The organism is Streptomyces silvisoli, from assembly GCF_029269905.1.
Classification (GTDB): domain Bacteria; phylum Actinomycetota; class Actinomycetes; order Streptomycetales; family Streptomycetaceae; genus Streptantibioticus_A; species Streptantibioticus_A silvisoli_A.
Window position 1 is genome coordinate 1 of sequence record NZ_JARJBC010000039.1, and the last position, 21708, is coordinate 21708.

The following is a 21708-nucleotide window of genomic DNA, read 5'->3' on the forward strand; positions in this document are numbered from 1 at the left end:
AGGCACTGCTGGCCCTCGCCCGCCGACGCCTCAACGTTCTGTGGGCGATGATCCGTGACGGCCAGTGCTACCAAGGTTCACCTCCCGTCACGACTGCGGCTTGACATCACGATTGGGAAGTCCCTTGGGGTCGGGCTGGTTTTCCGACTTATTTCGCGGCGTGATTTAACTCGTGAACTGATGAGGCGTCAAGGGATGTGGCCTTCTTCAAGAACTGAAGACCTGAGGGCGTGCCCGGGACGCGGAACTCGGGGAGGACTGGTGGGCGCCTCACCGTGCGGGCGGGCGATGTCGTCGCTGTGGCCCGTCTCGGCCCAGGAGTTGCACGCACTCCTGGAGGCCGCAGGGCGAGGGGTCGGGCTGACCACCGTCTATCGCGCGCTGCGGGCGTTGGCGGCGACCGTTCGTGTCGACGTCGTGCGCGACGACGCGGGCGAGCGGCTCTACCGGCGGCGCGTCGCGGAGGGTCATCGCCATTGATGTGCCGCTGCTGTGGGCGTAGTCAGCCGGTGGCCGCCGAGGTGGTGGAGGAGTGGGCCGAACAGGTCGGGAAGCACGCGGGGTTCGCCGCGGTCCAGTACACGGTCGAGCTCACCGGGATCTGCGCCCTCTGCGTGCCCAACGCCGACGAAGGAGAACCACCTGGGACAACCGTCCGGGCGGGAAAGCCGAATCGTGCCGAGAGTGCGTCGGCATATCCAGAAGCAGTCGCGCAGCCGCAGGTCCGGGATAAGTAAATGTGGGCGGCAAGGGAATGTTGGACCAACAGCCTGGTGGCCGTTTGATGGCCGGTTGTGGTCGCCGTCCTCCGCTGAAATCGTTAACACCACTGTCACGAAGAATCAACATGCGCGGGATGGGGAACCGCGCGTGTCATGGCTGTGTGCGCGGGGTGGCGCCCATGCGTAATCGTGTGGAATCCGCCCGACTCTGGCCTTGTGCCGCCCTGTCCGCTCAGTATCATCCGCCGCTCGTTCGGGCGTACTTGATTCCCGCTCGCGGGCTAGGGTCTCCGGCTTCTGGTGTGGGTTGCGTAGGTTGACTCCTCGCATTGATGTCGCTACCTTCGGCACTTGCCTCAATTCGAACGCCCATCCGGGGTCTGGATCCCGTATGGCCATTCGCGCATGTCCTAGTTGCTTCCTTTGCGCCGCTAATCCCCCCAATGCGTCATCAAATCCCCCTCCGGAGAGCACATGACGTCCGCTGCGCGCTTAGCCGACATTGTCATAGGCATCAGTCCCTTTGGTGAACCGGACGCCAGACTCACCTCGGCGGTCAGCCGCGCCGGTGGACTCGGAGTGCTCGATCTCGGTACGGGACGCCGCCGGGCGCGTGAGGCGCTCGCTGACACCAAGCGCTGGGCGGCCGGTGCCCGGTTCGGTGTCCGGGTGGCCACCGCCTGCCAACTCGCGCCCGAAGACCTGAGCGCTGACGAGGGGGCAGGACCGGACACCGTGGTGCTCGGGGTGGACGCGCCCTGGCAGACAAGTGAAGTCGCGGACCGCTACCGGGTGTTGGCTGAGGTGACCGACCTTGACCAGGCCCTGGACGCTGTCCGCTCCGGGGCACACGGCCTGATCGCCCGGGGCAGCGAGAGCGGTGGCCGGGTCGGCGAGCTCAGCACGTTCGTGCTGCTTCAACTCCTGCTCGCCGAACCGGCGGTGGCCATCCCCGTGTGGGCCTGCGGCGGGATCGGGCCGCGCACCGCGGCCGGGGCGGTACTCGGTGGGGCGGCCGGGGTCGTGCTGGACACCCAACTGGCGCTGCTCGCCGAATCCGGCCTGCCGCAGGAGGCGACGGCCGCGATCCGCTCCATGGACGGTTCGGAGACCGTTGTCATCGACGGTCACCGGGTGCTGCGCCACCGCCCCGGCACCGTGGGCGGTACCGGGGCGGCCACCCGCGTCGCCTCGCGGCTCGGCGTACACGACCTGCGTACCCAACTGCTCCCCGTGGGACAGGACGGCTTCCTCGCGAGCCGGTTCGCCGAGCGTTGGCACGACACCGCCACGGCCGTTCGAGCCGTGACGGAGGCCATCCGGGAGGCCGTGCGGGATGGGACGGCAGCGGCGGTGCTGCGCCTCGGGGCACCGATGAGCGGCACACTCGGTACCCGACTGCCGTTGGCGCAGGGACCGATGACCAGGGTCAGCGACCAGGCGGGATTCGCCCGCGCCGTCGCCGACAAGGGCGCTCTGCCCTTCATCGCGCTCGCCCTCGCGGGGCGGGACCGGGCGCGCGAGGTGCTGGCAGAGGCCAAGTCCGCACTGGCGGGACGGCCATGGGGCGTCGGCCTCCTCGGGTTCGCGCCGCCCGAGCTCCGGCGTGAACAGCTGGAAGCCGTACGCGAACAGCGCCCGAGCCATGTGATCATCGCGGGTGGGCGGCCTGCCCAGGCCGAGGCGTTGGAGCGGGCCGGGATCACCGCCTTTCTGCACGTCCCCTCCCCGGGGCTGCTCCGCCAGTTCCTTGCGGCCGGTGCCCGCCGGTTCGTCCTCGAAGGGTCCGAATGCGGCGGCCATGTCGGGCCACTTGGCAGCTTTCCGCTCTGGGAGGCCCAACTGGCGGTCATCGAGGACTACTTGGACGGCGCCGACGGGACGGCGGACCGGGTCGAGGTTCTCTTCGCTGGTGGAATCCACGACGAACGTTCGGCCGCCATGGTGGCGGGGCTCAGCGCCCCGCTCGTCCGACGCGGCGGGGCCGTCGGCCTGCTGATGGGTACCGCGTACCTCTTCACCGAGGAGGCAGTGGGGCGAGGCGCCGTCCAGCCGCTCTTCCAACGCCAGGTGGTGGCCGCGCGGCGCACCGTGCTGCTGGAGACCGCTCCGGGCCACGCCACCCGATGCGTGGCCAGCCCGTTCGCCGATGGCTACCGTGCCATCAAGGATCGGCTGAGGGCGCGGGGTGTCCCCGACCGGCAGATGTGGGAGGAGTTGGAGCGGCTCAACGTCGGCCGACTGCGGATCGCCAGCAAGGGGCTCGAACGGGACACGGGCGGTGAACTGCTGCCGGTCACCGAGGAACGCCAGCTCCGTGAGGGCATGTTCATGGCCGGGCAGGTCGCGGTCCTGCGCTCGGCCACCACCACGATCGGCGCGCTGCACCACTCGGTCTCCCACGGCGCCGCCGAGTTTCTGACCGAACGTACGGCCTTGCTCCAACAGCGCCTTGGCGTCGGGCAGGGTGAGCGGTGCGCCGAACCGGAGGCGCCCGCGCCGTTGGACGTGGCGGTGATCGGCATGGCCTGCATGTTCCCGCAGGCGCCCGATCTGACCACGTTCTGGGCGAACGTGGTGGGCGGCGTCGACGCCGTCACCGAGGTGCCGGGCGAGCGGTGGGACCCCTCGATCCACTACGCGCCGACCGAGGGCGGCGACATCGGGGGCAGCGGCGTCACCGCCTCCAAGTGGGGCGGATTCCTGCCGGAGATCCCGTTCGACCCCCTGCGATACGGCATTCCGCCGACCTCGCTCGGCAGTATCGAACCGGTACAGATGCTCGCCCTTGAGGCCGCCCGCCGTGCCCTGGACGACGCCGGATACGGCGAGCGGGGCCGGGCGTTCGACCGGTCCCGTACCGCCGTCGTCTTCGGCGCCGAGGCCGGCAGCGATCTGTCCAACGCCCACACGCTGCGCGCCGTACTGCCGTCCTACCTCGGCGCGGTACCGGAAGGACTGGCGGAGCAACTGCCCGAACTCACCGAGGACTCCTTCCCCGGCATGCTCGCCAACGTGATCTCGGGGCGGATCGCCAACCGGCTCGACCTCGGCGGCGCCAACTACACGGTGGACGCGGCCTGTGCGTCGTCGCTGGCCGCCGTGGACGTCGCCTGCAAGGAACTGGTCGGCGGCACCAGCGACATCGTGCTGTGCGGGGGCGCCGACCTGCACAACGGCATCAACGACTATGTGCTGTTCTCCTCGGTGCACGCGCTCTCGCCAACCGGGCGCTCGCGCGCCTTCGACAGCTCGGCCGACGGCATAGCGCTCGGCGAGGGCGTTGCCTGCGTCGTGCTGAAGCGGCTGGCCGACGCCCAGCGGGACGGCGACCGGGTCTACGGCGTGATCAAGGGGGTGGGCAGCTCCAGCGACGGGCGGTCGCTCGGGCTGACCGCACCGCGCCCCGAAGGCCAACGGGCCGCGCTGGAACGCGCCTACCGCAACGCCCGGATCTCGCCCGCCGATGTCGGTCTGATCGAGGCGCACGGAACCGGAACGGTCGTCGGCGACCGCACCGAACTGGCCATCCTCAGCGAGGTGTTCCTCAGCGCCGGTGCCACCCCGGGACGCTGTGCGCTCGGCTCCGTCAAGTCGCAGATCGGGCACACCAAATGCGCCGCCGGACTGGCCGGGCTCATCAAGACCGTCCTGGCGCTGCACACCGGGGTCAAGCCGCCGACCCTGCACATCACGCGGCCGAACGACGCATGGCAGCCGGAGCGCAGCCCCTTCGCCTTCCACACCCAGGCACGGCCCTGGGCGGCGCCGGCCGCCGAACGGCTCGCGGGACTCAGCGCGTTCGGGTTCGGCGGCACCAACTTCCATGTGGTGCTGGCGGCTCACGGCAACGGGGCACCACCGGCTCACGGGCTCGACGCCTGGCCCGCCGAACTGTTCGTCTTTCGGGGTGCGGACCGCGCCGCCGCGCTGCGCGAGGTCGAGGAGGCGCTGGCACTGGCCGCGAGCAATGACAGCTTCGGACGGCCATGGCGGCTGCGCGATCTCGCGCTGGCGGTCGCGCGGCGCTCCGACACCAGCCACGAACCGGTTCGGGTGGCCGTGGTGGCCGAGGACCTGGACAATCTGGCCGAACAGCTGCGACGAGTGCTCGCGGGCGAACGCGACCCCGCGTCCCGGATCCACGTCGCTGGCAAAGCGTCAGAAATCGCGGCGTTCTCTCCGACACCGAACCCAGGAAAGGTCGCCTTTCTCTTCCCGGGCCAGGGCAGCCAACGGCCCGGCATGTTCGCGGACATATTCGTCGCCTTTCCGGAACTGCACCGCTATCTCGAACTCGGCCGGGCCCACACGGACGTTCTCCACCCGCCGACCGCCTTCGACGAGGCCCAGCGGGCGCAACAGCGGCGGCGGATCGCGGACACCCGGGTGGCACAGCCGGTTCTCGGCATAGCGGGCCTGTCGGCGCACTCCCTGCTGACGGTCGCCGGCATCCGACCGGACATGCTCGCCGGGCACAGCTACGGGGAACTCGTCGCCCTCTGCGCGGCGGGCGCCCTTGATCCGCGCACCCTGCTGGAGTTGAGCGCCGAGCGCGCGACCGCGATCCTCGACGCGGCCGGCGACCAGCCGGGCGCCATGGCCGCGGTAGCGGTGGGTCCCGACGAAGCCGAGCGGATCCTGAGCCAAGGGGGGCTGGCCGGAAAGGCCGTCGTCGCCAACCACAACGCACCGCGCCAGACGGTGCTCTCCGGACGCGCGGACGTGGTGGACGAGGTGATGCGGCTGTTCCGGGAGGCCGGGCACGGAGTCCGGCGGCTTCCGGTGGCCTGCGCCTTTCACAGTCCGCTGCTCGCCGGTGCGGGGGAGCGGTTCGCCCGGGCGCTGGCGAGGCGCCGGGTGCGGGCACCCGAGCTGCCCGTCTGGTCCAACCGCACCGCCGCCGTACATGCCGCGGACCCGGAGGCGGTGCGGTCGGAACTGGCTGCCCAGATCGAAGCGCCGGTCCGGTTCGCGGCGCAGATCGACGCCATGTACGAAGCGGGCGCCAGGGTGTTCGTCGAGGCGGGTCCCGGCTCGGTGCTCACCCGGCTGGTCGGCTCCATCCTGGGGGACCGACCGCACCACGCGATCGCCTTCGAGGGCAGCGGCGCCGGTGGCACCAACGGCCTGCGCGCCTTCCTCGACACGCTCGCCCAACTCGCCGTAGTCGGGCTGCCGGTGCGCACCGGCTGGATGTTCCGGGGCCGCGACGCCATGGCGGCCGACCGCAACGCGCCACCGAAACGGCCCGGATGGACGGTGGACGGCCACCTGGTGCGTACGGCGGACGGTGAACTGCTGCCCGGTGCGCTGGCGCCCGCCAGACGGACCCGGGAGGTGGTGATCAGCGGCACCGGCAGGTCGGAGGGCGAGCGGGCGGAACGCGACGCGCTGGTCCGTGAGTTCCTGCGCGGCAGCCGGGAGATGGTGGCGGCCCAGCGCGATGTGCTGCTGGCCCATCTCGGCACCGAACCCGGCGTACGTCGGACTGCCCCGGCCGCCCCCGCCGTCGTCGAGCCGCCGCCGACCGCGTCGGCGGTCGCCCCCGCCGATGCACCACACCCCGAAGCAGCACCGACTCCCGCCGCGCTCACCGCCGCCGACGTCTCGCGGGTGGTGTCGCAGATCATCAGCGAGCGCACCGGCTACCCCCTCGACATGATCGAGCCCGACCTCGACCTGGAAGCAGACCTGAGCATCGACTCGATCAAGCGCGCCGAGATCGCGGGCGAACTCGCCAGGCGTTTGGGGATGCGCGGTGATGGCGCGGCGGCGCTCGGCGACGAGGAACTGGAAGAACTCGCCAAGGCCCGCACCACCGCGGCCGTCACCGCCTGGCTTTCCGGGCGGCTGACACCCGACGATGGCAACGCCACCCCGACTTCCCCCGAATACCAACTGCCGCCCACGGCAGAGTGGTTGGACGACGAGGTGCTGCGGCGGACCGCGTCCGTGGTCGGCGAAGCGCCCAAGCGGCTTGTGCTGCGCGCCGTGCCGCTCGGCGAGCCGGACAACGCCACCGACCCCACCGTCCTGCTGACCGGCAAACGCTTCGTGCTGCTGGGCGACGGTCGTGGCGCCGCCGAGAGCGTCTCGGCCCGGCTCATGACACACGGCGCCGAAGCCATCACCGTTGACGCCGACCACCTGCTCACCGCTCAGGACGGTGAGGTGGACGGGGTGATCCTGCTGCAGCCCCTCGCCGACTCCGCCAGGCCAGTGCTGCCGGGGGCGTTCCCGGTGCTCCAGGCCGCCCTGCGGCGCTCACCGCGCTGGATGCTCGCGGTGCGCAGCGGCGATCCGCTCGACCTGCGCGCTGCCGGGCTGCAGGGCTTCTTCCGCACGGTGGCGAAGGAGTACCCGGGGATCGTGGCACGCGTCATCGCCGTGCCCGGCGCGTCAGCTCCCGGAACCGGTGGGGACGCGCCGGTGTCCGTAGCCGACGCTTTGCTCGGCGAGTTGCTCGCCCCGGACCTGGCGCCGGTGGTGCTACGGACCGCCGCTGGCAGGCACGCGCTGGAGCTGGTGGAGACCCCGCTCGGCAGCCTGGCCACCTCGGGCGCGGGGCCCGCCGGTGCCGGGGCGGCGGAGGCCGCCGCCATCGGCCTCGACCGCGACAGCGTGGTCGTACTGGTCGGTGGGGCGCGGGGCATCACCGCACGGTTCGCCGCCACGCTCGCGTCCGCCGCGCGGTGCCGGATCGAACTGCTCGGCCGGACGCCCGAGCCCGGCGGGCCCGAGGCCCCGGCCACCGCCGATGCCCGCGACCCGGTGTCCCTGCGCGCGGCGCTCGCCGCCGAGGGCCACCGGACACCGGCCGAGATCCAGCGGGAAACCTCCCGGATCCTGGCCCAACGCGAAGTCGCCAGCACCCTGGCCGAGTTGAGGAGCCTCGGCAGCCAGGTGCGGTACCGTTCCGTGGACTTCCGGGAGACCGACGCCGTACTCCAGGCCGTCAAGGAGATCCACGCCGAGCACGGTCGACTGGACGCTGCCGTGTACGGCGCCGGCGTCATCGAGGACCGGCTGATCGAGCAGAAGACCGACGATTCCTTCAAACGGGTCTTCGGTACGAAGGTCGACGGGGCGAGCGCCCTGCTGGACGCGCTGGAGGAACTCCCGGCCGGCCCCGCCCTCGTGGTGCTGTTCGGCAGCATCTCCGCGGTACTCGGCAATCCCGGGCAGGCGGACTACGCCGCGGCCAACGACGCGCTGGAGACGCTCGGCCTGCGCTGGGCGGCTCGCACGGGCCGCCGGGCGCTGACCGTGCACTGGGGGCCCTGGGCGCCGACCGGGACACACACGGGCATGGTGAGCCTCGAACTCGCGCGCGACTACGCGCGGCGCGGCGTCTCACTCATCGACCCGGAGGAAGGCACGCTCGCGTTGCTGCGCGAACTCGCCTGGCAGGGCGAGCCGACCGGTTCCGTCGTCGTCACCGCCTCGGAATGGTGACCGTGGTCCACGACGACGGCGCCCACCGCGCGCAGGTCGGCGGGACGCACCCGGTCGCGATCGTGGGGATGGCCGTGTTGCTGCCGGGCGCGCCGGACCTGGACACCTACTGGCGCAATCTGGTGCACGGCGCCGACGCGATCACCGACGTGCCACCTGGCCGCTGGGACACCGACTTCTACCACCCGGACGGCGCGGGCGGCCCGACCGCGCCGGACCGTGTGTACTGCCGACGGGGCGGATTCGTCGACGAGTTCGCCGAGGTGGAGGTCACCCGGTTCGGGATCATGCCCGCGTCGGTGCCGGGCGCCGAGCCCGACCAACTGCTGGCCCTGAAGGTGGCGGCCGCGGCCATCGCGGACGCGGGCGGCGAGGACCGGCTGCCGGACCGGCAGCGGGTGGGCGTGGTGCTGGGCCGTGGCGGGTACCTCACCCCCGGTCTCGTCCGGCTCGACCAGCGGGTACGCACCGCCCGCCAACTCGTCCGCACCCTCGGCGAGTTGTTGCCCGGCCTCGGCATGGACCAGTTGGAGCGGGTCCACGCGGCCTTCATCGAGCGCCTCGGGCCCGACCGCCCCGAGGCCGCCATCGGACTGGTGCCCAACCTCGCCGCCTCACGCGTGGCGCACCGACTCGACCTGCGCGGGCCCGCCTACACCGTTGACGCGGCGTGTGCGTCATCGCTGGTGGCGGTCGACCAGGCAGTCGGGGAACTGGCCTCGGGCCGCTGCGACGTGATGCTCGCCGGTGGTGTGCACCACTGCCACGACATCACGTTGTGGAGCGTCTTCTCCCAACTCGGTGCGCTCTCCCCGAGTCAGCGCATCCGGCCCTTCCACCGAGCGGCCGACGGCATTCTGATCGGGGAGGGCACCGGAGTCGTGGTACTCAAACGCGTGGCCGACGCGCAGCGGGCGGGGGACCGTGTCTACGCGGTCATCCGGGGCACCGGGGTCGCCAGCGACGGACGCGCCGCGGGCCCGGTCAACCCGGACCCGGCGGGCCAGGCGCGCGCCGTACGGCAGGCGTGGCGAACGGCTGGCCTGGACCCCAGGGAACCGCACGCGATCGGGCTGTTGGAGGCACACGGCACCGCCACACCCGCCGGAGACGCGGCCGAACTCGCCACGCTGGCCGACGTGTTCGGCCCCCACGGTCCTGGCGGAGCCGACACCCGCGCCGTCATCGGTTCGGTGAAGTCGATGATCGGCCATACCATGCCCACCGCCGGCGTGGCCGCCCTGATCAAGGCGGCCCTCGCGGTCCACCACGGTGTGTTGCTGCCCACGCTGCACTGCGAGGACCCGCACCCCGCTCTCGCGACCACCCGGTTCCGTACCCTGGACACGCCGCGGCCCTGGGAAACCGCCGCGGATCAGCCACTACGCCGTGCGGCGGTGAACGCGTTCGGCTTCGGCGGCATCAACGCCCACGTGGTGCTGGAACAGGCCCCAACGCCCGTCTCACCGGTGGCGGTGCCCGCTTCACGGGCCGTCGTGGCCGAGCCGGAGCGTGTCCTGGCGCTGGCCGCGGCCACCCCGGAGCGACTCGCCGAACTCCTCGCGACAGACGACCGCGCCGTACTCGCCGCGGGATCGGAACGACCCGCGGGGCCGGGCCGCAGCAGGCTCGGCATCGTCGACCCGACCGCCAGGCGGCTGGCGTTGGCCAGGCGCATCGTCGCCAAAGGCCGCTCCTGGCGCGGTCGCCACGACATCTGGTTCGCCGCCAACCCCCTGCTCGGCAGCGGCGCCGACGGGGTGCCGGGGAAGCTGGCGTTCGTCTTCCCCGGTCTTGAGGGCGAGTTCGAGCCGCGGCTGGCCGGTGTGGCCGAGCACTTCGGGCTGGCAGCCGTACACGGCAGTGGACCGGCACCGGCCGGTGACGTCGGCCGACGTGGGGCGGACGTCTTCGGCGTGGGCCGCCTGCTGGACGCGGCGTTGCGGCACATGGGGATCGTGCCGGACGCGGTGGCCGGACACAGCGTCGGCGAATGGACCGCGATGGCGGCGGGAGGCATGTACGCGGCCAACGCGGTGGACGCCTTCCTGGACTCCTTCGACCCGGACGCGCTCCGCGTGCCCGCGATGGCCTTCGCCGTCCTCGGGGCCTGCGCGGAGCGGGTCGTGGCCGCGTTGGAGGAGTGGTCGGACGACAGGATCGTGCTCTCCCACGACAACGCGGCGCACCAGTCGATCGTGTGCGGTCCTCCGGCCCCCGTCGCGGAGTTCGTCCGATCGCTGCGAGCCGAGGGGGTGATAGCGCAGGTCCTGCCGTTCCAGTCCGGCTTCCACACTCCGATGCTCGCCCCCTACCTGGGGCCGATCGCAGCAGCCGCGCACCGCTTCGAGCTGTTTCCGCCGACCGTCCCCGTCTGGTCGGCCACGACCGCCGCGCCCTATCCGCGGGACGAAACCGCCGTGCGCGAGCTGTTCGTACGGCATCTGCTGGAGCCCGTACGCTTCCGGCCGCTGATCGAAGCGTTGTACGCGGCGGGCCACCGCGCTTTCGTACAGGTCGGTACAGGCCAGCTGGCCTCGCTCGTCAGCGACACCCTGCACGACAGGGAACACCTCGTGGTCGCCGCCAACTCGCCGCACCGCGACGGCCTCGCCCAACTCAGGCGCGTAGCAGCCGCGTTGTGGGCCGACGGCGCCGAGGCGGACCCCGACCTTCCGCGCGGGGTGGCCGCGCACGGGGGGACGGGGCACGACCCGGCACCGGTTCCGCGACAGCCGGTTCGGCTCGACCTGGGCGGCCCCCTGGTCCGACTGGACGCGGACGTACTAGCGGAGCTGCGCCGTGAGTTGGCACCCGCTGCCGACTCCGCCAGCCAACCGGCCAGCGCCACGGCCGCACTTGACGTCGCGGCCACCCGCTTCCCGCTCGCCGCCGAACTCGGCGCGCTGCTGCGGGAGACGGCCGAGACCGCCGCCGAACTCATCGCGGCGGGAGACCGGACGGCACCAGCACGTCAGTCGCCCGCGACCATCGCGACCGCAACGCGCGCCCTGGAGACGAGCACCGTGCTACGGGTCTCCACCGACGCGATGCCGTATCTGCGCGACCACTGCTTCTTCCCCCAGCGGCCCGGCTGGCCCGACGAGGCGGACCGGTGGCCGGTGGTACCGGCCACCACGATCGTGCGGCACCTCATGGACGCGGCGGAACGGGCCGCGCCCGGACAGCGCGCCATCGCGGTGCACGGCGCCCGATTCGACCAGTGGGTGACCGCCGCACCCCCGGCCGACGTGCCCATCACGACGGCGCCGTCACCCGACGACCCCAGCGGGATCCGCGTCGCCTTCGGCCGCAGCGCGCACGCCACCGTGGAAGTCGCCCCGCACTACCCGGCGGACCGCCCCGAACCGTGGCGTACCGACCCCGCCGCCGAGCGCACCCCCCGCCACACGGCCGCCCAACTCTACGCAGAACGCTGGATGTTCCACGGCCCGATGTTCCAGGGCCTCACCGAGATCACCGCCATCGGCGAGGCACACGTACGCGGCACGATCACCACGCCTGCCGCGCCCGGCGGCCTGCTGGACAACATCGGCCAGCTGCTGGGCTACTGGATCATGGCCACCCGTACCGAGCGGACCGTCGTCTTCCCGGTCGGCATTCGGCATCTGTGCTTCTTCGGGCCGCATCCGCGCTCAGGAACCGAGGTGGAGTGCCTGGTCAGGATCGCCTCGCTGACCGACGCCGCACTCGAAGCCGACGTACAACTCGTCGCGGACGGCCAGGTGTGGGCGGAAGTGACCGGCTGGCAGGACCGCAGGTTCGACAACCACCCGCAGACCAAGGCGGTCGAGCGCTTCCCGCAGCGCAACACGCTCTCCAGGGCGCAGCCCGGCGGCTGGGTCCTCCTCCACCAACGGTGGCCGGACCTCGCCTCCCAGGACCTGATCATGCGCAACCACCTGGGCGGCGCCGAGCGCGCCGAGTACGAGCGCCGCCCACCGCACGGGCGAAGACAGTGGCTGCTCGGCCGGATCGCGGCCAAGGACGCCGTACGGCGGTGGCTTTGGGACCACGGCGAAGGCCCTGTCTTCCCCGCGGAGATACGGATCCGCAACGACGAACGCGGTCGCCCGTACGCCACCGGGGTGCACGGCCGTACCCTCCCGGATCTGGACCTCTCCGTGGCGCACCGCGCCGAGACCGGGGTGGCGCTCGTGGTACCGCGACGGCCGCGGCGCCGCGTCGACGGCCCAGGGCCCGGCATCGACATCGAGGAACTGGCCGACCTGGCCGAGCAGACCCTCGCGGTCGCCTTCGGCACGTCGGAGCGCGAGCTGATCGCCGCGTTGCGCTCCGAGACCGGCGAGGCCGAGGCGCGGTGGACCACGACGCTCTGGGCGGCGAAGGAGGCCGTCGCCAAGGCGGAGGGCACCGGGTTCCGCGGCAGGCCCCGGGACTTCGCCGTGGTCGAGGCGGACGTCACGGCCGCGCCGGTACGACTCGTGGTCCAGGCGGCCACGTCAACCGGTGTGCCGCGCCGCTACCGGGTGCACAGCACGGGGGTGGCCAATCCGCCGGGGTTGCCGTGCAGGGACTACATCGTGGCCTGGACGAACGGGCCGGCGGACGACAACGAGGAGATCGATCAGTGACCATCAGTGGGCAGACCCCCGCGGTCTCCGTGGTCGACGCGCGCACCGTCCTCGCGGACATCGCCCGGATGCTGCGGGCCGTACTCGACGAGTACGGTCTCGACGACATCGAGATCACCATGGAGACCCGCTTCACCGAGGACCTGGAGCTGGAGAGCATCGACCTGGTCACCCTGGCGGGCAGCCTGGAGGCACACTACGGGCGTCAGGTCAACTTCGCCGCGTTCGTGGCCGACTTGGAGCTTGACGAGATCATCGGCCTCACCGTCGGACGTCTAGTCGAACACGTCGTGCGGTGCCTCAACGCCGAGAGGAACTGATCCATGGCGATGATCCGGACAACCGACGGACCGGACGGCATCAGGCTCCACGTACAGCGGCTCGCCCCACCGGACGGGCGCCCGCCCACCACCACCGCCGTGCTGCTGCACGGCCTGCTCACCGACAGCCTGGCCAGCTACTACTTCACGGTGGCCCCCGCGCTCGCTGCTGCCGGGACCGACGTGGTGATGTACGACCACCGCGGCCACGGTCGCAGTGAACGCCCCTACGGTAGCTACGCGTTGGCCGACTTCGTCACCGACCTGGAGCGGCTGCTCGACCGCCTGGAGATCACCAGTCCCGTCCACCTGGTAGGCAACTGCTTTGGTGGAACAGTGGCCTTCGAGTACGCCGTCCGCCACCCGGAGCGGGTCGCGGGAGTCTGCCTGATCGAGTCGAATCCCGCCACGGAGTCCTGGGCCAAGGACATAGCCGATATCTTTCGGCGCCTCGTCAGGGAACTGGTCGAGCACGAGGCCGAGGCGCTGGCCTGGGTGAGCGCCCACGAGGGCGACCACACCGCCAGGTTGGCGAGGTCAGCGGCCCGGCTGGTGCGCACCACCAGCATCGCGCGGGACATCCCGGCGAGCCGGGTGCTCAGCGAGGAGCAGGTCCGCTCGGTGCGTTGCCCGGTGCTGGCCGTCTACGGTAGTGAATCCGAACTCGCCGGTCAGGCATGGCGGTTGGCGTCGCTGCTGCCGGGTACGCGGTCGGTCTTCCTGCCCGGACAGGGGCACTCCGTGCTGGCGGAGGCACCCGGGCTCGTCCTCGGACTGCTGCTGTCCTCGATCGGCGAGCCTGGCGGCACGCCGCCGGTGCCCGTCGCGGCGGAGGGCGACGCGCGATGAGCCGCTTCCTGTTCGTCGTCCCGCCGCTGGTCGGCCACATCAACCCCACAGTGGGAGTCGGGGCCGAGCTGGCCGCCCGCGGACACCAGGTGGCCTGGGCCGGGATGCCCGACGCAGTCCGGCCGCTCGTCGGTGACGGCGGCACCGTCTTCGCCTGCGGCGGACCAAGGCTCGGCGAGGGCGGTGCCCTCCGCCCACCGGACGTACGCGGCCCGGGCGCGCTGAAGTTCCTCTGGGAGCGGTTCCTGGGGCCGCTCGCCGAGGAGATGACTTCCGGCGTGCGGGCGGCCGTGGCGGAATTCCGTCCCGATGTGCTCGTCGCCGACCAGCAGACGGTCGCCGGAGGCCTGACAGCCGAGCTGCTCGGCGTGCGGTGGGCCACTTCGGCGACCACCTCGGCCGAGTTCGCCGGCGCCCTCGACGGCATGCCCAAGGTCGACGCCTGGCTCGAAGGGCTGCTGGACGACCTGCGCCACCGTATGGGCGACCCGGCCGGGACGGCCGATCCCCGGTTCTCCCCACACCTGGTGCTTGCCTTCACCACCGAGGAACTCGCCGGACGCCCGGTCCGGGCGCACGACCGGATCCGCTTCGTCGGCCCGTCGATCGCCCACCGCCCGGCCACATGCGACTTCCCCTGGGACTGGCTGGACCCCGCGCGACCCTCGGTCCTGGTTACCTTGGGCACCGCCAACGCCGAAGCGGGCACACGCTTCCTCGCCGAATGCCGCGCGGCCGTTCGCGGCCGAACCGACCGCCTCCAGGCGGTGATCACCGATCCCGCGGGCTCGCTCGGTCCGCCCACTGCCGATGACAAGGACGTGCTGGTGCTGCCATACGTTCCGCAACTCCCGCTTCTGGAAAGGGCCGACGCCGTCGTCTGCCACGCCGGGCACAACACCGTCTGTGAATCCCTGTGGCACGGCGTCCCGCTGGTCGTGGCACCGATCCGCGACGACCAGCCCGTGGTGGCCGCCCAGGTGGTGGACGCCGGAGCGGCCGTCCGCGTCCGGTTCGGCCGGGTCACGGCGTCCAAGCTCGGCGACGCACTCGACGCGGTGCTCTGGGAACCCGGCTACCGTGCCGCGGCCGAGCGGGTCGGGGCGTCCTTCCGCGCGGCGGGCGGAGCCGCCGCGGCCGCCATCCATCTGGAACGGCTGGCGGCGGGCGCGGACGAGGCCCCGCCCACCCCCGAGGTGACGAAATGAGCGGCGAACAGCACACACCCGGGACGTCGGCGAAGCGCAGCCGCACCGCGACCGTGGCTGAGCTTCGTCCGCGCTACCAGGCCGATCTGGCCCAGGGCACCGAGCGGTTCTTCGACAGACGCCGCACCGACTGCCCGTGGTGCGGCTCGACCCGACTGCGGGAACGACTGCGCACGCCCGACCTCTTCCAGCACAAGCCCGGCCGCTTCTTCCTCGACGAGTGCCAGCAGTGCGGCCATGTCTTCCAGAACCCCAGGCTGAACGGTGCGGGTCTGGAGTTCTACTACCGGGACTTCTACGACGGACTGGGGGAGAAGGACCTCGACGGCGTCTTCACCGGACCCGGCCGGGAGAAGATGTACCGACGCCGGGCCGAATCCCTGAAACCCTTCGACCGCACGCCGAAGAACTGGCTCGACGTCGGCACGGGCCACGGGCATTTCTGCGCCACCGCCCGAACCGTCTTCCCCGGAACCGCGTTCGACGGGCTGGACTTCAGCGCGGGCATCGAACTGGCCGAGCGGGCGGGCCGGATCGACCGCGGCTTTCGGGGCGGCTTCACCGAGTTGGCGCGCCAGGAACTCCTCGGCCGGTACGACGCGGTCAGCATGTACCACTACCTGGAACACAGCACCGACCCGCGCGGCGAACTACGGGCGGCCTGGCAGGCGATCCACCCGGGTGGGCATCTACTGATCGAGGTACCCGATCCGCAGAGCCGCCTCGCCAGGGTGCTCGGCCGCTGGTGGCTTCCCTGGCTGCAGCCACAGCATCTGAACTTCCTGCCCGTGGCCAACCTCCGCCAAGAGCTGACCGCCCTCGGCTTCACCGTGGTCGCCGAGGAACACGCCGAGCCGCATGACACGGTAGACCTGCTCGGCGCGGTATGGCTGTCGCTGAACGCCGTCGCACCACCCGAGGACGCTCCCTGGCTCACCACACCGACGGACCGCATCCACCGCCTGCTGCGCGCCGCGCTCCTGCTGGCCGGTGTACCGGCTCTGCTCCTCGCCACCACGCTTGACCGGCTGCTGGTCAAGCCGATCGCTCACCGGCTGGGCCTGAGCAACGCCTACCGGGTCATCGCCAGGCGGCCTGAGACACCGCCGGGGTAACGGCGGCGCTCTCTTCGGGGAAGCGGCCACGCACGACGTACGGAGTGCCGGTGCGGCGGGGTGCCCGTTCACGACGGACAGTCGCAGCACTTCGCCCCGCCGACCAAGCGATCGGCGGGGCGAAGTAGTCAGGCCCCGAATTGACGGCCAGCGCCAAGAGGTTCCGGGGCCCGTTGTCGCGTCAGAGACCGGCTATGCCCGAAACGCTGGCCTGGCCCGAGACGGGGCCGACGACCTGGATGCCGGCGCCGCCGCTGATCACGCCGCTGGGCAGCCCGGGCAGAACGGGGAGCGCGGAGGTGGCTTCCTGGACCAGGCCGCCGACAAGGCCGCCGGAAACGGCGTCCAGGTCGGCGTCGGAAATCTCCTGGGTCTCGACGGGGGTGAAGTCGTTGCGCATGACTGGCCTTTCCACTCGTGGCTTGGGGGCGAGAGCAAACCATGCCGACCGGCCGCACTGCGACCCCGGCCCATCGGTTATTTCTGCCAGGGTTCCCAATATCCCCACATGCCGCCCCGTGGAATCGTCCACGGAATGTCGGCAACTCCTTCACATGCTTTTCGGAATCCGGCGCCCGTGGCCGGTTTGCGACGCCGTCACCCTCGGAAACCCATGGGACATGTCGGCATTCGAGACCGCGCGGCCCCCGGCGGACCCGGGTGGTACGAGGGGGCTGTGACCTTCCTGTACGCATCGCGGAGGTCCGGAAAAACGACCGCATCCGGCTCCGAATTCATGGACGGTGGCGTTGGAGACGACGATGCCCAGCCTGGTCGGCTCGCCCTGTACGCGCCGTGTCCTCACAACGGAGCCTCAGCCCTGGACGAGCAAGTCCCAACTGGTCAGTGGTCGAACGCGATCAGAGGTTGGCGTGCTGCGCATTGACTTGTTGATCCGAAAGCAGTCCGGCGCCGGTTCGGATGGTGTCCGGCAGGCGTTCCCGTCGGCCGTGATGCCGATTGAGGCATCCCCGGTTCTTGAGGGGGCGATGCCGGATGCGATCGGGACGCGTTGTGATGGCCGAATGGGTGTGTTCCCCAGACGGCGGGGCAGGCGTCGTACTACCCGGATGTGCGCGCCGGCCCGTGGCCGCACCCTGTGCCCACCGGCCGGTGCCCCGGGCGCTTTCCAAGCGCCTGGCGCTCAAACGCCAGCTGACTCCACATCGCCGGCGTGCCTGAGCGCCGGGCGGGTTTGGGTACGCCCGGGCCGCCGAGCGTCGCCCTTCGAGTGAAACTTGCGCGCAGCTCTATCGCGAAGGCCCGGGCTGCGCTGTCCTCATATTGCCCGGCTCGGGGCGTTTCGCGTAGAGGGGTGGAACCTTGAACACGTCGTTCACAGGAACAGAGTTCTACCAGGCGCTCGTCGCCGACTCCGTACCCACACCCGTGGTTCTGACCGGCATGGTCAAGACCGCCGAGAAGACGGACGCCATCCAGTTCGCCCCTGGCACCACGTGCCAGAACTGGACCACGCTTCCCGTCTCCCTCATCGAGCGGGTCGAGCCGCTGGGCCAGATGCCCTGTGACGATCACACGCACCCTGTGGTGCGCATCCAACTGACGCAGCCCGGCACGGCCGAAGCGGCCGCGCTGGCCATGCTGTTGCACGCGGTGCAGCAGCAGCGTCCCGGCTGTGGCGGATCGCCCGGCAAGCAGCCAGGGCAGCCGCCGAACCGTGCCGCGGCCCGTCCCCCGGCACCGTCGAGGCCCGGCGCTCTCCACTTCACCATTCCCCCCGGAAGCGCTGCCGCGCCACAGGCCCAGTGCGTCGACGGCGACTCCTGGTGCGACCAGGTGAACAACTGGTGTTACGGGTGCTGCAATGGGACGTGGGTGCCGTTCAGCTTCGGCGGCTGCCAGTACGGGATGTCGTACTCCTGCAACGGCAACCTCTACAACGCGTACAACTGCTGGCCCATCGCCTGACGCCACACCAGTGCGACGTCCGGTGGCGACGCGGTGTGGTGGACGTTGCAGTTGGTGTCGCCTCCGGCGGCATCAGCGGACCACCGCCCGGGAGCGCCTGGCTGTCCCGCCGCGCAGCCCGGACCGCGCCGCCCGCAGTCGGCGCTCGGCCGCCCCTGCCGATGAGTTCGGGCCTTGCCGCGGAAATCCGTTCGCCACCGGGTGCGTCTCATGGCACGGTAGGCGTGGATTCGGAGGGGGCCGAATGGGGCGGATCGTCGTTTGCGGTGGCGGTGTCGTGGGGTTGTCCGCGGCGCTGATGCTGGCACGTGACGGGCATACGGTCACGGTGCTGGAAGCCGATCCCGTCGGACCGCCGCCCGAACCGGCGCAGGCCTGGGACAGGTGGCGGCGCACCGGCGTGCCGCACTTCCGCCAGCCGCACAATCTGCTGCCGCGGTTCCGGCAGGTGCTCGCCGAAGAACTGCCAGACATGACGGGCCGTCTGCTGGCCGCCGGATGTGTGTTGATGGACACGCTCACGCCCATGCCGCCAGGGATCGAGGACCAGTCGCCGCGCCCCGACGACGACCGCTTCCGCTTCGTCAGCGGGCGGCGCCCCGTTGTGGAGTCGGTCTTCGCCGCCGCCGCCGAGGAGCAGCCCGACGTCACCGTGCGGCGCGGTGTACGGGTCGCGGACCTGCTCGGCGGGCCTCCGCGGTGCAAGGGCATACCCCACGTTGCCGGGGTTCGCCTGAGCGACGGGGAGGAGATCCGCGCCGACCTGGTCGTGGATGCCACGGGGCGGCGCACAGCCGCGCCGCGCTGGCTGGCTCACCTCGGTGCCGAGCAGCCCGCTACCGAGAAGGAGCAAGGCGGATTCGCCTACTACACCCGCTACTTCACCGGCCCGCAGCAGCCGCTGCGCAGGGGAGCGCCACTGACCCCGCTGGGCACCGTGTCCCTGCTGACCATCCCCGGTGACAACGACACCTGGTCGATCACGGTCGTCGGCTCCGCCAAGGACGCGCCCCTGAGGGCGATACGCGACCCCGAGTGCTTCACGCGGCTGGTGCGCGCCTGCCCCGCCCAGGCCCACTGGCTGGCCGGCGCGCCGATCAGCGACGTGCTCGTGACTGCGGGGATCCTCAACCGACGACGCCGGTTCGTCGTCGATGGGCGCCCGGTCGCCACGGGGTTCGCCGCGGTCAGCGACGCGTGGGCGTGCACCAACCCAACGGCCGCTCGTGGGCTCAGCGTCGGAGTGCTCCACGTCCAGCGACTGCGCCGTACCGTGCGTGAGCACGTTGCCGACCCGGAGGTGTTCGCCTCGGCGTGGGACAAGGCAACCGAGCAGTACGTCGCCCCCTACTACCAGGATCAGATCGCTGCGGACCGTGTGCGGATCGCCGAGATGGACGCGCTGCGAGAAGGGGGCGAACCTCCCCTCCCGGACCCGGTGGCCTCCCGGTTTGCCGCGGCGGCCCTCCGGGACGCCGAGGTCTTCCGAGCGCTGCTGGAGGCCGCGGTGTGCCTCACACCGCGTGCCGAAGTGCTCGCCCGGCCGGACCTGATGGCCAGGATCGACAAGCGGCCTCCGCAGCCGCTGGCTTCCCGCGGGGAGGCCGGGCGGCCCGTTCTCGACCGCGCGCACCTGTTGCGCCTGCTGGGGGAGTAGCGGCCATCGGGACGTGCGGCCGGGTGTGGGTGCGGATAAGTCATCCGCCCAGGTCATGGTGCTGATCGGCCGTCCCCGAAGGCGCACACCGGCGCTCTGCGGCTTCAGCCGGGCAGCGGTGGAACGGACCGTCTCGCCCCGCAGCCTTCGCCGCCGGGGTGTCCCGGCCGGGTGTACTCCCAAATTCGTCACGGCCTGATCAACCAACGGTTTGTTCGGGCCAGCTGGTCGTGGATCCGTGAAGTGCGATCGCCGCGTACGTGCGGGTGACACTTGGCATGTTGTCCCGGCTCCCTGGAACTTCCGATGTCAGGAAGGTGATACGGGAACTGTCTTGTGAGCGTTCATACGCAAGGGGATCAGACTGGCGACAGCCAGAACGTGCTGGAGATGCTGGATCAGCGCCCACCGACTTCGTTCTACTGGTCGTTGACGCTTCTTGCCACCATCGGCGGCTTCCTGTTCGGCTACGACACGGCGAACATCGGGTCGGCCCTGAGTTTCGTTCCGTACCACCTCACCGGCTTCGCTCTCGGCTACCTGGTGGCGGGAGCGTCGGTCGGAGCAGCGGTTGGGGCGCTGTTGGCCGGGCCTCTGACCGACCTGTTCGGCCGCAAGTCGCTGCTTATCGCCGATGCCGGCATCTACACCGTGGGGGCGCTGCTGTCGGCGGTGACCTGGCATGCTTGGGTGCTCATCGCCGCCCGTACGCTGATCGGCCTGGCCATCGGCGCGGACTCGGCGATCGCCACCGCCTATATCGCTGAATACGCCCCGGCGGATCGGCGCGGAGCGCTCAGCATGCTCCAGCAGTGGATGATCACGGTTGGCATTCTCGTCTCGTACGTCGTGGCTCTGGTGCTCCTGCGATCCCTGCCGGGCCGTGCCTATGGGATCGACTGGCGGCTCATCTTCGGCCTGGGAGCCGTGCCCGCGCTCATCGGGCTGGTACTGCGTACGAGGATGCCCGAGTCACCGCGGTGGTTGCTGGAGAAGGGGCGCTACGCCGGTGTCAAGAAGGCCATAGGGCAGCTTGGTGTCGAGGTGACGGTCGAACAGGTGGAACGTACGGCGGCGCAACTGCGCGCATACGAGCAGGCCCGCAAGGGCGAGGCGCAGGTCAGCAGTTGGACGCCGGGAGTGCGCCGGGCGCTCGTGGTGGTCTGCGTGTTCTTCACCTTCCAGCAGATCACCGGTATCAACGTGCCGCTCTACTACGGGCCGCACTTGCTGGCGCCGCTGTTCCAGTCGGGTGGACACGGCACGACCGTGGACGCGGCGATCGCGGGGGTGGAAGTCACCGCGATCATGACGGCGCTCAACGTCGGCGCGACGTACTTCGGGTTCCGGTACATCGACCGGGTCGGTCGGCGTGTGATGTCCATGGGCGGTTACGGCGGCATGGCGGTCTCGGCACTGATCGCCGCCTTCGGGCTGGGCTTTCTGCGCGGCACAGCGCAGATCATCGTGGTGATGATCGGATTCAGTCTGTTCATTGCCTCTTTCGCGGTAGGCGTCGGGGGCACAGGGTGGCTCATCCAGGGCGAGACTTTTCCGACGGCGGTACGCGGCCGCGCGGCCGCCATCGGGGCGACTGTGGACTGGCTGGCGAACTTCGCCCTCATCGAGGTGTTCCCCACCTGGCAGAGCGGGATCGGCCTGGCCTGGGTGCTGGTCTGCTTCGCGGGCCTGGCTGTCGCGGCCGTCGCCTTCGTCTACACGTTCCTGCCGGAGACGAAGGGCCTCTCGGTCGACGAGATCATCCACCTGTACGAGGCGCAGGCGCGCCCCACCCACGCGACCGGACAGCCTTCTCGGTGATGCCACCCGCCAG

11 protein-coding genes are annotated in these 21708 nt (G+C 71.1%); 10 read left to right on the forward strand and 1 reads right to left on the reverse strand.

The genetic code is table 11. The features are described from left to right. The first annotated feature begins 261 nt into the window (after positions 1 to 261). The 7 genes from P3G67_RS35920 (at position 262) to P3G67_RS34500 (ending at position 16288) form a co-directional block, all read left to right on the forward strand. Positions 262 to 480 (forward strand): transcriptional repressor, encoded by a 219-nt coding sequence (locus P3G67_RS35920; protein WP_313881880.1) that lies wholly within the window; start codon positions 262 to 264, stop codon positions 478 to 480. 716 nt (positions 481 to 1196) lie between these two features. Continuing rightward, on the forward strand, positions 1197 to 8180 hold the full coding sequence (locus P3G67_RS34475) for a type I polyketide synthase (RefSeq protein WP_276097025.1): 6984 nt from the start codon (positions 1197 to 1199) through the stop codon (positions 8178 to 8180). After that, positions 8174 to 12796: a type I polyketide synthase gene (locus P3G67_RS34480; RefSeq protein WP_276097026.1), complete on the forward strand. Its 4623-nt coding sequence runs from the start codon at positions 8174 to 8176 to the stop codon at positions 12794 to 12796. The genes P3G67_RS34475 and P3G67_RS34480 overlap by 7 nt, the downstream gene beginning before the upstream one ends. 68 nt (positions 12797 to 12864) lie before the next feature. Beyond that, positions 12865 to 13116, forward strand: a complete 252-nt coding sequence (locus P3G67_RS34485) for an acyl carrier protein (RefSeq protein WP_269857652.1) — start codon at positions 12865 to 12867, stop codon at positions 13114 to 13116. Positions 13117 to 13119: 3 nt separating this feature from the next. Beyond that, positions 13120 to 13965 carry an alpha/beta fold hydrolase gene (locus P3G67_RS34490; protein WP_276097027.1) on the forward strand — a complete coding sequence of 282 codons (846 nt, stop codon included), beginning with the start codon at positions 13120 to 13122 and terminating at the stop codon, positions 13963 to 13965. After that, on the forward strand, positions 13962 to 15173 hold the full coding sequence (locus P3G67_RS34495; RefSeq protein WP_276097028.1) for a glycosyltransferase: 1212 nt from the start codon (positions 13962 to 13964) through the stop codon (positions 15171 to 15173). The genes P3G67_RS34490 and P3G67_RS34495 overlap by 4 nt, the downstream gene beginning before the upstream one ends. Further along, entirely contained in the window at positions 15170 to 16288 is a 1119-nt protein-coding gene (locus P3G67_RS34500; RefSeq protein ID WP_276097029.1) for a class I SAM-dependent methyltransferase, read from the forward strand. The genes P3G67_RS34495 and P3G67_RS34500 overlap by 4 nt, the downstream gene beginning before the upstream one ends. Positions 16289 to 16469: 181 nt before the next feature. Here the strand turns inward: P3G67_RS34500 and P3G67_RS34505 are convergent, their stop codons facing one another. Then, positions 16470 to 16688, reverse strand: coding sequence for a type A2 lantipeptide (locus tag P3G67_RS34505; protein ID WP_276097030.1), 219 nt, complete (start codon positions 16686 to 16688; stop codon positions 16470 to 16472). A 923-nt stretch (positions 16689 to 17611) separates the two neighbouring features. On the opposite strand from P3G67_RS34505, the gene P3G67_RS34510 reads away from it, so the two are divergent. The 3 genes from P3G67_RS34510 to P3G67_RS34520 all read left to right on the forward strand — a co-directional run bounded on the left by P3G67_RS34510 (position 17612) and on the right by P3G67_RS34520 (position 21695). Then, positions 17612 to 18217 carry a hypothetical protein gene (locus P3G67_RS34510; protein ID WP_276097031.1) on the forward strand — a complete coding sequence of 202 codons (606 nt, stop codon included), beginning with the start codon at positions 17612 to 17614 and terminating at the stop codon, positions 18215 to 18217. A gap of 244 nt (positions 18218 to 18461) precedes the next feature. Beyond that, positions 18462 to 19874 (forward strand): NAD(P)/FAD-dependent oxidoreductase, encoded by a 1413-nt coding sequence (locus P3G67_RS34515; protein ID WP_276097032.1) that lies wholly within the window; start codon positions 18462 to 18464, stop codon positions 19872 to 19874. A gap of 336 nt (positions 19875 to 20210) precedes the next feature. Next, positions 20211 to 21695, forward strand: coding sequence for a sugar porter family MFS transporter (locus tag P3G67_RS34520; RefSeq protein ID WP_276097033.1), 1485 nt, complete (start codon positions 20211 to 20213; stop codon positions 21693 to 21695). Positions 21696 to 21708: the final 13 nt, after the last annotated feature.

Excerpts from the sequence above, each read along its gene's own strand:
- P3G67_RS34475 (WP_276097025.1), top strand. The coding sequence starts at position 1,197 with ATGACGTCCGCTGCGCGCTTAGCCGACATTGTCATAGGCATCAGTCCC.
- P3G67_RS34480 (WP_276097026.1), top strand. The coding sequence starts at position 8,174 with ATGGTGACCGTGGTCCACGACGACGGCGCCCACCGCGCGCAGGTCGGC.
- P3G67_RS34485 (WP_269857652.1), top strand. The coding sequence starts at position 12,865 with ATGCTGCGGGCCGTACTCGACGAGTACGGTCTCGACGACATCGAGATC.
- P3G67_RS34490 (WP_276097027.1), top strand. The coding sequence starts at position 13,120 with ATGGCGATGATCCGGACAACCGACGGACCGGACGGCATCAGGCTCCAC.
- P3G67_RS34495 (WP_276097028.1), top strand. The coding sequence starts at position 13,962 with ATGAGCCGCTTCCTGTTCGTCGTCCCGCCGCTGGTCGGCCACATCAAC.
- P3G67_RS34500 (WP_276097029.1), top strand. The coding sequence starts at position 15,170 with ATGAGCGGCGAACAGCACACACCCGGGACGTCGGCGAAGCGCAGCCGC.
- P3G67_RS34505 (WP_276097030.1), bottom strand. The coding sequence starts at position 16,688 with ATGCGCAACGACTTCACCCCCGTCGAGACCCAGGAGATTTCCGACGCC.
- P3G67_RS34515 (WP_276097032.1), top strand. The coding sequence starts at position 18,462 with ATGGGGCGGATCGTCGTTTGCGGTGGCGGTGTCGTGGGGTTGTCCGCG.